The organism is Bradyrhizobium elkanii WSM2783 (assembly GCF_000472865.1).
Taxonomy (GTDB): domain Bacteria; phylum Pseudomonadota; class Alphaproteobacteria; order Rhizobiales; family Xanthobacteraceae; genus Bradyrhizobium; species Bradyrhizobium elkanii_A.
In genome coordinates this window covers 1-9113 of record NZ_AXAP01000155.1, presented here as the reverse complement: position 1 = coordinate 9113, position 9113 = coordinate 1, and the positions used below count along the sequence as shown (strand labels likewise).

General features: G+C 57.0%; 8 protein-coding genes and 1 pseudogene. 5 read left to right on the top strand and 4 right to left on the bottom strand.

Going from position 1 to position 9113, the window contains the following annotated elements:
• The 3 genes and pseudogenes from YY7_RS62475 to YY7_RS61580 form a co-directional block, all read left to right on the top strand.
• Positions 1-483: hypothetical protein (locus YY7_RS62475; protein WP_196237454.1), on the top strand; the 483-nt coding region annotated here is incomplete at its 5' end.
• A gap of 574 nt (positions 484-1057) precedes the next feature.
• The gene (locus YY7_RS0148300) at positions 1058-1327 is read left to right on the top strand and encodes a DUF768 domain-containing protein (RefSeq protein ID WP_028169241.1); all 270 of its coding nucleotides are present in this window, start codon (positions 1058-1060) and stop codon (positions 1325-1327) included.
• Between the two features lie 145 nt (positions 1328-1472).
• Positions 1473-1601, top strand: a pseudogene (locus tag YY7_RS61580) (RlpA-like double-psi beta-barrel domain-containing protein); the annotation flags it as partial.
• Between the two features lie 192 nt (positions 1602-1793).
• On the opposite strand, the gene YY7_RS0148295 reads toward YY7_RS61580, so the two are convergent.
• From YY7_RS0148295 to YY7_RS64895, 3 genes are all read right to left on the bottom strand, one after another.
• Positions 1794-4649, bottom strand: coding sequence for an ATP-binding protein (locus YY7_RS0148295; protein WP_028169240.1), 2856 nt, complete (start codon positions 4647-4649; stop codon positions 1794-1796).
• Positions 4650-5007: 358 nt separating this feature from the next.
• Entirely contained in the window at positions 5008-5583 is a 576-nt protein-coding gene (locus YY7_RS64900; protein ID WP_349642729.1) for a 3'-5' exonuclease, read from the bottom strand.
• A gap of 1 nt (position 5584) precedes the next feature.
• A complete protein-coding gene (locus tag YY7_RS64895) occupies positions 5585-5905 on the bottom strand; it encodes an exonuclease domain-containing protein (RefSeq protein ID WP_349642728.1) in 321 nt (106 codons plus the stop codon).
• Between the two features lie 11 nt (positions 5906-5916).
• Between YY7_RS64895 and YY7_RS0148285 the strand changes: the two genes are divergently transcribed.
• Positions 5917-7920, top strand: a complete 2004-nt coding sequence (locus tag YY7_RS0148285) for a DUF2075 domain-containing protein (protein WP_051397360.1) — start codon at positions 5917-5919, stop codon at positions 7918-7920.
• A 149-nt stretch (positions 7921-8069) separates the two neighbouring features.
• Here YY7_RS0148285 and YY7_RS0148280 read toward each other — a convergent pair whose 3' ends face one another.
• Positions 8070-8276: a hypothetical protein gene (locus YY7_RS0148280; protein WP_028169238.1), complete on the bottom strand. Its 207-nt coding sequence runs from the start codon at positions 8274-8276 to the stop codon at positions 8070-8072.
• A gap of 91 nt (positions 8277-8367) precedes the next feature.
• Here YY7_RS0148280 and YY7_RS0148275 point away from each other — a divergent pair.
• On the top strand, positions 8368-9113 hold a 746-nt coding region (locus YY7_RS0148275; RefSeq protein WP_051397361.1), incomplete at its 3' end, for a L,D-transpeptidase.

Below are 9113 nucleotides of genomic sequence, written 5' to 3'. Positions count from 1 at the left end.
GATACGCTTCGGCATTGTTATACCGAAGGACAGCGGGCTGTTCTTTGCATCATCGCAGGCGAGATCAAGCACCACGGCGTATGCGATTTGCCGATCGACAAAATAGCCGCGCTTGCCGGCGTCTGCCGGACCACCGTCCAAACCACTTTGCATGAAGGCCGCCGGCTGTTCCATCTCAAGGTCATCGAGCGTCCGTTGCGAGGCCGCAAGAGCCTCACCAATCTGGTGGAAATTATCTCGACGGAATGGCGAGCCTGGATTTCACGCGCACCGTCAGACCATCGCCCGAGAGGGTCCAATTCTGTGAAAATGGCGAGCACCACGAAGAACACAGAAAGAAGAAAGGAAGAGGCTTTCCGAGTAACTCGTGGCGATTGCTATCAAGAAAACGAGCCCCAAACTCGGGGGCTTGCACAGAGAAGGATTGGAAATGCCAACGCGTGCACCGCGTTCAGGGTCGACCAGCGTCCCAAGCGCGAATAGACCAACGCGAGAGACGCGTCTCCGGGGCGAAGCGCCCAGAATGTACGTCTCTGGGATGTGTTGTTGATCCGGCCCTCGGTTGACGGACATCGGCCTCCTCTATGGCGGATTGCTTGTGGGTCCTTCCAGCAGCTTAGCGTATCGCGAGTAGTTCGCATCCCGGCATCTCGGTAGCTGGAGGTTCGAAAAGTTAGGTTGACAGAGTTGACATGGTTGACAGTGATGGTTGACAAGCCGAAGCAGAGTCCACGCAAGTGCGTGGGAGCTTGCGTTTGGCCTAAGCTAAACTTCGCAAATTGCGAATATTGCTGCCCAAAGCAGTTGGAGGCGTGCAGGGGGCTGGTCGTCCAGCCTGCTGATCATCATTTCTCTGGCATTTGCAAACCACGGGCTCGCATTGCGATAAACGCGTGAGAGCTGTCGCACGTTGCCGCTCAGCGATAAGGCGGCAGCTTACGCCTTCGCCCGCGTTGACGAGTATTGTTCCCATGCGCCGCTTAGAGCTTGCTTTTCACCCGACTCTTCAACCCCATTGAGGCAGGATGGTTTTGTTGATGCGGCGGGAAAGGCGCAAATGAGCACCAAGGTGCGCGAATTTATCGATTTTTGGATCGAGAATAGCATCCACGCTTTCGATCGAATTGGTGCGGGCGGTGCCTCTCAAGACGTAGCGGAACTGGCGCGGCGCTGCATCCAAATGGCAAGGGACCAGGGCATCTCGGAACGGGCCATCAACGCCGAAATCGGCAACCTTGCGGAATACATCGCTCGGGAACTTGCGGCCGCAAACAAAGCCGAAACCACGCGGCGGCAGCACGAGAAGGGCGGCAGATCAGAGGGATAAGCACGCTTCGGCGATCCGATGGCTTGCCGCTATGCCAATCTGACCCTTGCCCCCTTGGAACGAAGCCATTCGGCTGGCGTCGCTTGTTTAGCTGCTCCTGCGTTCGCTGAAACCTGTACCGATTCCCGTTATGGATACGGCGGAAGCCCGAACCGCATCTGGCGAACGGATGAATCCAAGCGACATGACCGCAGCGCACCGTTCCAGACTGTTCGGCTCTCAAGTGACGGTCACCTCACGTTCGACCCGCCGAAGCGTTACAGTTCGAATAAATGGATGGGACTGCAGTAGTTTCTCTCCACTGAAGCAGAAATGAGCACGAGTGGCTTCGGGTTGGTGCTCGCTCAACAGCTGATCACTTTGACCGAAGTACCAAGGTCCGCGGTCAGATGCAAAGCGATCGAGCTCTGGATAGACCTAGTGTTGGCTTCTTACCCGATGCCGACCTTAGCTCTCCCGTCCGAGGCTAAGTGTTGCGTAACTGATCGATCAGTGCGCGTGCTCTCTTTAGATCATTGGTCGCGAAACCTTCACTGAATTTGTTGTAGACCGATGATAGAAGCTGTTCCGCCGCGGCAGGCTTGTCCCGACCACGCCACAACTCAGCTAAACTCATCGCCGTGCGCAATTGCCAAGACGGCGTTTGCTGCCGGCGCGCTGAATCGATTGACTGCAAGAAGTGCCCCTCAGCCTCTGTGGCAGCCGCAGGGTGGCGGGTCCGAAGAATGAGCTCGCCCTTGACGCGCAGAATTTCGGCAAAACACCATCGCTCCTGATTCCGCTGGGATCGCGTGAGAGCCTCTTCGATTGCAGCAAGTCCTTGTGCGACTTGCCCGCTACGAGCTAAGCCTTCCGCGAAGGCCACGAGAAATGCAGTGAGGTACTGGGCAAAGCCCGCCTTGCGAAGGTCATCAACAGCGGCGCCGAGAAGCCGCAATCCAGCGTCTACATCGGCGCGCTGGATGAGCAGCTGGCCTCTAAAACACTTGCCGTAGATAAGCCAAACCTCCACTGCGTGCCGATCGGCGCGGTCGATGAGCATTGTCGTGTACCTTTCCGCAGCCGGCAAATCGCCGGCCAAAAAGGCGACCGGGCACGCGGATTGGGCGAGAGCGTTGCATAGGGAAAGCGTGTGATCGATGGACAATGCGTGTTCGATGCTATCCTTGACCGTACGCATCGCTTGATCGGCGAATCCCTGCAGCCAGAGAACTCGGGCCATCGTGATATTTGCCGTTGTGCTTTGCTCGAACTGAAAGCGGACCACATCTGAGTGGTGATCACGGGTGATGTAGTGAGAGAGCATGGGCTCGATGTGCTGCCGCGCACCTATCTGGTCCCCCAGGAAATGCAACGATGCGCCTACCATTCGATCGCCGACAGGCAGGTCAGCGCGATCGGCCTCCGTCGCGGCAAGGTTACGAAACTTGGTTGCAAGCTCGAGCGCCGCGGGGAAATCGCCGCTGTTTAAGCGTCCGGCCCACAGACCCCAGAGCGAACGCAGTGAATAGTCGGTATCACCGAACCTTTCGGCGAGTTCGAGGGCAATGGTCCACGCGAAGCCAGTATCCTGCACAGATGCTGTTAAAAAAAATCTCGACCAATCCAGGGCGGCGTATAGCTGCATCTTGCGGCGTTCGTCTTCGGTCGATCTAGGCTGGAAAGCGGCGAGCGCCTGTTCGACGCGTCCGCGACACTCGCTTATCAGCGACAATCGAAACCACGTAGGCACTGCGGAGACGGTAAGAGCCACGCCGACCGCCGCGTCGCCTTTCGGCGAAAAAGCCCAGTCCAGGGCCGCACGTAGATCGTCGATGTGACGAGCATGCGTGGCGAGCCACTCGTCAGTCCGCTGCGATGTCCATTCTGCCCCCGCTTGCTCGAATAAATCCCTCTGATGCTCGGCATGACGGCGTACATATTGCTCGAGCTCGCCACTTTCGGCGAGCTTCTGCGCCGCGTATACGCGCAGCGTGTCCGACAATCGATATTGCACAACAGCGCCACCAACGTCTGCCGCCACGAGCGACTTCGCGACCAAATTGGCCAGATCGTTCGGCACGTCGGAATTTGCAACCGAAGCCACTGCGCTTGCAGACTCCAACGTGAAGGCGCCGCGAAAGACCGACAGGCGGCGCAACAGTGCACGTTCGACTTCGGGCAGAAACTCGTAACTCCAGTCAAGCGCAGAAGTTAGCGTTCGATGTCGTGGCCGCACGGAACGCTTACCGTAGTTCAGGAGGTTAAGTTGACTGCTTAGCAGCAACGACAGTTGTCGAACACCAAAGGCCTCAACACGACTCGCAGCCAGCTCGATAGCGAGCGGCAGCCCTCCGAGCTTTCGACAGATTTCGGCAACGGCAGGCGCCTCAGCCTCTTCCAACTCGAAGCCTTCAAGCATCGCTGCCGCTCGCTCGACGAACAATTGGATCGAAGGAAATGAAAGAGCGTCCGAAGCTGTTATCCTCGATGGATTGGGCGGAACCCCGAGAGGCGGTAAGCGGTGCAATTGCTCGCCTTGCGCACGCAGCGGTTCCCGGCTGGTCGCCAAGATATGCACCTGCGGCGCGGCAGCCAAGATCTGTTCCGCCAATGCAGCTACTGCTCCGACCACGTGATCACATGTATCGAGCACGATCAGCATCCGTCTAATCCGCAGGTGCGCGACAAGCTCTGAGATCGGGTTCTCTGAATGCGTCTCAAGCCCCAGTGCGGAAGCGAGTGCACCTGCAACAAAATGCTCATCGTTAAGCGGTGCGAGATCAACAAACCAAATTCCGTGTTCATACGTCCCGATGACTGCCTCTGCGACGGCGAGGGCAACCGTTGTTTTGCCAACGCCGCCTTCCCCTACAATGGTGATTAACCGTTGTCGCGGAAACCGATCCAGCAGCGCACTGATGGTATCGCCTCGGCCCAGCGCTCGCGTATGTAGACTTGGCAGATTGTGTTTGCGATCAACCGCGGCGCTCGGTGGTGTTATCGGCTTTACTGCAGAGGAAAATTCGACTGGTGCTACGAAGGTATAGCCGCGTCCCTGAACAGTGGCCAAATAGCGCCGTCCTGGCTGTCCGTCACCAAGCGCTCTTCTGAGCGAGCAGATATGAAACTTAAGGCTATTTTCGTCGACCGTCGTGTCAGGCCAGACCCGGTCCATCAATTCATTCTTGCTAACCAGTTCACCGGAGCGCTCGGTAAGCGCGATCAATATTTCCAAGGCCCGGCTGCCGAGACGAACCGGGGTTTCATCCTCCATCAACAGCATCTGCCCCGGAAAGAGGCGAAATGGACCAAATGATGCTATGCGATCAGCGGAGGTCACGAGCTACCTTCCATTTTCCTAGTCGCGCCTGACCCGCGTTTAGCTGCGATTATTTCTCCTTCGCCTACAGAATCTGCAACTCGATCTCCGTTCCCCACGATCCCAGATTCGAGCTAGTTACGCCGGACCGCGCAGCGAAACAAACGTGTATAGATTGGCGCTCTTGGGCGGTGAGCGCCCCGATTCAATCAAATTTTCCGGTGCGTGTCAGCGGGCTAGGTATTCGGAAGTCCCCAATTGTCAGTGGGGGGAACTCGCGCATCCCACCCTACTTCGCACGCAAGGAATCGGAATTAAATACAAAAAAAGCCACTGGCGGTCAGCGCCCTAGCCGAGTTTCCACGACAGCACAGCGAGATCAAACCCTGTTCGAAAACCTATTCATCGCGCTCATCATTTGGATTCGCGGATCCACATCTCCCAGATAGATCGTCTTTCGTAAGAACTCGATCTCAGCTGTTTGACTGGCCTCGTCCACGTCAATATACCAAGACCGCGGCCTTCCATCGCAGCCGTCGCTCCAGCGATAGCCCCGCTTCTTGAGCGTGTCCTTCAGCTCAAACGGAGATTGTTCCGCCCAAATACGAATAGTCTTGCGGCGAGCTCGCTCAAGCAGGAGTGCGAAGGCGGATCGATTCAGTTTCGGGACGTCCGACGATAGGATCTCTATCAATGCTCTACAGTCGTCGATGGCTCGATGCGCCTGATGGAAGAGACCAACGCCGGCCAATAGATAACCTAGGCGAGACCCGTCGAATCCGTGCTTTCGCCACTCGACCTCCGTCGCTGAACAAGCCCAGGGCTTCCTCTCGAACTGGGGCCAATATCGCTCCGCAAACTTTCGGTCGAAGTTCGCATTGTGGGCTATGACCAGAACTGCGTCCGAGACGAAGGACGCAACGACATCGGGATCGATACGATGGCCCGATACCATCTCATCGGTAATGCCCGTGAGCTCGGTAATCTCTTCCGGTATCGGAAATTGACGGCTCGTTGAAGGCAGAAAAGACCTCCGTAATGGCCGCTATTCTATCGTCCGGCAGATAGGTGAACTTGACCATGGCAAGTTCGATGATTTCGTCCTGCGCCGTGTTCAGTCCAGTAGTCTCGACGTCGAGCAGAATGCCAGTTCTCGTAGCTTGCCCATTGCATATTGCAAACTCATCTCTTGGGATAAGCTTGCGAAGAACGCGATAATCGGAAGATTGGGCTAGTATCTCGGCCATTTTTGCGAGATTGATATTCTCTAAGGACATAGGATCAACCGTTGAATTACGCAGAAGCACGGGCTCAGACCGCTCTAGTTACCGCGTATTATTCTAGCCCGATCGCGGACGTTGTCGATCAGGCCTCCGAAGCGATCCTGGGACATCTCGCCAAGCGAAACCCGTTCGCATTGGATGCGCTGCAGCGCAACGCGTGGCTAGGCCAGATCGATATCGTTCGACGCCAACTCCGGGGCCTCAACGGTTGGATCGCCTTTGAATTTGCTATCCCTCGTATGGGCAAGCGGGCTGACGTGGTGCTGGTTACTGCGGGGGTCGTCTTCGTCATCGAGTTCAAGGTGGGGTCGCATCAATTCGATGCAGCGGCCTTCGATCAGGTGATGGATTACGCCCTCGACCTCAAGAACTTTCATGCCGGCAGCCACGATCGCCGAATAGTTCCGATCGTTGTTGCGACGATGGCCGATGAGTCTCCGTTCAAGTTGACGTGGGGATTAGACGGGGTGGCCGGCCCAATCGGCTCAAATGGTAACAACCTCGGAAAATTCGTCGCGGAGGTTGTCAGGCAAACACCGGGGCAGGGTGGCCTTGATGGCGAACAATGGTCCCGAACCGGATACAGGCCGACACCTACGATCATTGAAGCGGCGCAGGCGCTCTATCAAGGACACCGCGTGGAAAACATCACTCGGTCCGACGCCGGCGCAAAGAATCTGAGCGAGACAGCGGCCTGCCTCGCTGGGATTATTGAAGACGCCAAGGCGCACGAGTACAAGTCAATTTGCTTCGTGACTGGTGTGCCTGGTGCCGGAAAAACGTTGGCTGGTCTCAATTTGGTGACCCTTCGAACTAAGGCTCACGAAGAAGAGCACGCGGTGTTTCTTTCCGGCAATGGACCGCTTGTCGAGGTGCTGCGCGAAGCGCTCGCCCGCGACGAGTATGGAAGGCTAAAGGAGCGGGGTCAAAAGACCAAGAAAGCCGACGCCGCCCGGAAAGTGAACAGCTTTGTTCAGAACATCATGCACTTTCGGGACGGCAATCTGACGACCACAGAGCCTCCCATTGAGCGGGTAGCAGTATTTGACGAGGCCCAGCGCGCTTGGGATAAGAATCACTTAGCGAAGTTCATGGGCCAGAAACGAGGCCAGTCTGATTTTCAGATGTCGGAGCCCGAATTCCTTATCAGCGTGATGGATCGGCATGACGGCTGGTGCGTCATCATTTGCCTGGTTGGGGGAGGGCAGGAAATCAACGCCGGTGAGGCTGGCTTGACCGAGTGGTTTTCGGCGCTCAAGCGCAGTTTCCGTGGCTGGAAAGTCTACACTTCTACGAAGCTGGCGCACCGGGACTATCACTGGCGGCAGGATCTTGCGGCCGAGCTCGAGGGGCTCGACAGGCAATCCTTGTCGGCGCTCCACCTTGCTGTCTCAGTTCGATCGTTTCGTGCCGAAAAGTTGTCGGAGTTTGTTGGTGCATTAGTCGCAGGTGAGGCTGATGAGGCCGAGCAAATCTATCAGTCGATTAAGGCGTCATATCCGATCGCGGTAACGCGAAGTCTAGTTCAAACAAAGCAGTGGCTTCGCAATCGCGCGCGAGGCTCTGAACGGATTGGTCTGGTGGCGTCATCAGGTGCATCGCGCCTTAAGCCAGAGGGGATCAACGTCCACGAAAAGATTGATGCACCAACCTGGTTCCTGAACGGAAAAGACGACGTTCGCTCGTCCCATTATATGGAAGACCCTGCGACCGAGTTCGACATACAGGGCCTTGAGCTCGACTGGGTGGGAGTCTGCTGGGACGCCGATTTTCGCTCAGTCAATGGCAAATGGCAGTGCTATCGGTTTTCGGGGACGCGCTGGCAGAACGTCAATGATGACAACCGCAAGATCTACCTGGCCAACGCCTACCGTGTGCTGCTAACGCGCGCCCGCCAGGGCATGGTCATCTACGTCCCGGCGGGCGATGTCATCGACGCCACTCGTCCGCCGTCGTACTACGACGGAACAGCAGCTTTCCTCTCAAAATGTGGTCTGCCACTTATTTAATAGGCGCGCGATTGCGGCTAGCAAATGGGCCATCGACCGACGTCTTCCATAACATCTCATATCCGCATGACGTCAGATGTTCGCAAGAAAGCGGACGTGTCGTCGATCGGTTTCGCGGTCCGTTAGTGACTCTGGTGGCGCCGTGACGTTCAGCGTGATGGCGTAGGCGATCTGCGCCTCGTCATCATTGGGATAGCAAACGTCGTCTTTTCGTCGCCCGAATAGAATGCCAGCATCGCGTCGATATAGTCGCGTTCGCGTTCGCTCTTGGCGCCGAGTGCCTTGGCCTTTTGCAGCGCGGCGAGGCCTTCGGTGAGGTTTTCCTTCGGCGCGGGAGAATGCGGATTGTACAGCAAGCTCAGGGCAATGCCCCAATAGGCGATTCGCTTCGAAGTTTCTTAAATTTTGCTGGGTACCTGTTCCGGGCATGGTGACCGGAGGAAAGATATGAGTAAGCGGGCCAAACGTGGAAAGGCAGAAACGCTCGCACTACCAATGGCCGCGAGAGTTGCAGTTGGCGTCGTGGCCGTCGCCGCATTGGGATACAGCTTGCTGTCTCGCCCGACGAGCGTGCAACCGATACGGAAGCCGTCCGCTCCCCAAGCCCTGGCATCGTCAACTCCGGTTCACGTGTCAACTCCAGTTCATGCATCAGCGCCAGCTCCGGCTCCGATTTCGGCCCCGGCGACTCTGGTCGAACCACCAAAAGCTGCTGACGGTCCCGGAGCATTTGTTCGGCAGGTGGTTGACTACGCCAGCCACCAAACGCCGGGCACCGTGATCATCGATACCAAAAACACATTCCTGTATTTCGTTCTGAGCGACACGCAAGCAATGCGCTACGGCATCGGTGTTGGCCGCGAAGGTTTCTCGTGGTCCGGCGAGCAGACTGTGGCCCGTAAAACAGAATGGCCGGATTGGCGTCCACCTCTAGAGATGATTTCGCGTCAGCCTTATCTGCCGCGGTTTATGGCAGGCGGTCCCGGCAACCCGCTCGGCGCTCGGGCGATGTATCTGGGCGAGACCGAATATAGAATTCACGGCACCAACAAGCCCGATACGATCGGGAAGCGGGTTTCGTCCGGCTGTATCCGGCTGACCAATGAGGACGTCGTGGACCTTTATGAGCGGGTGAAAGTCGGAGCGAAAGTGATCGTGCTTCCGGCAACCGCTGCCCGTCGACCATCCCAGGG

Excerpts from the sequence above, each read along its gene's own strand:
- YY7_RS0148300 (WP_028169241.1), top strand. The coding sequence starts at position 1,058 with ATGAGCACCAAGGTGCGCGAATTTATCGATTTTTGGATCGAGAATAGC.
- YY7_RS64900 (WP_349642729.1), bottom strand. The coding sequence starts at position 5,583 with ATGGTATCGGGCCATCGTATCGATCCCGATGTCGTTGCGTCCTTCGTC.
- YY7_RS64895 (WP_349642728.1), bottom strand. The coding sequence starts at position 5,905 with ATGTCCTTAGAGAATATCAATCTCGCAAAAATGGCCGAGATACTAGCC.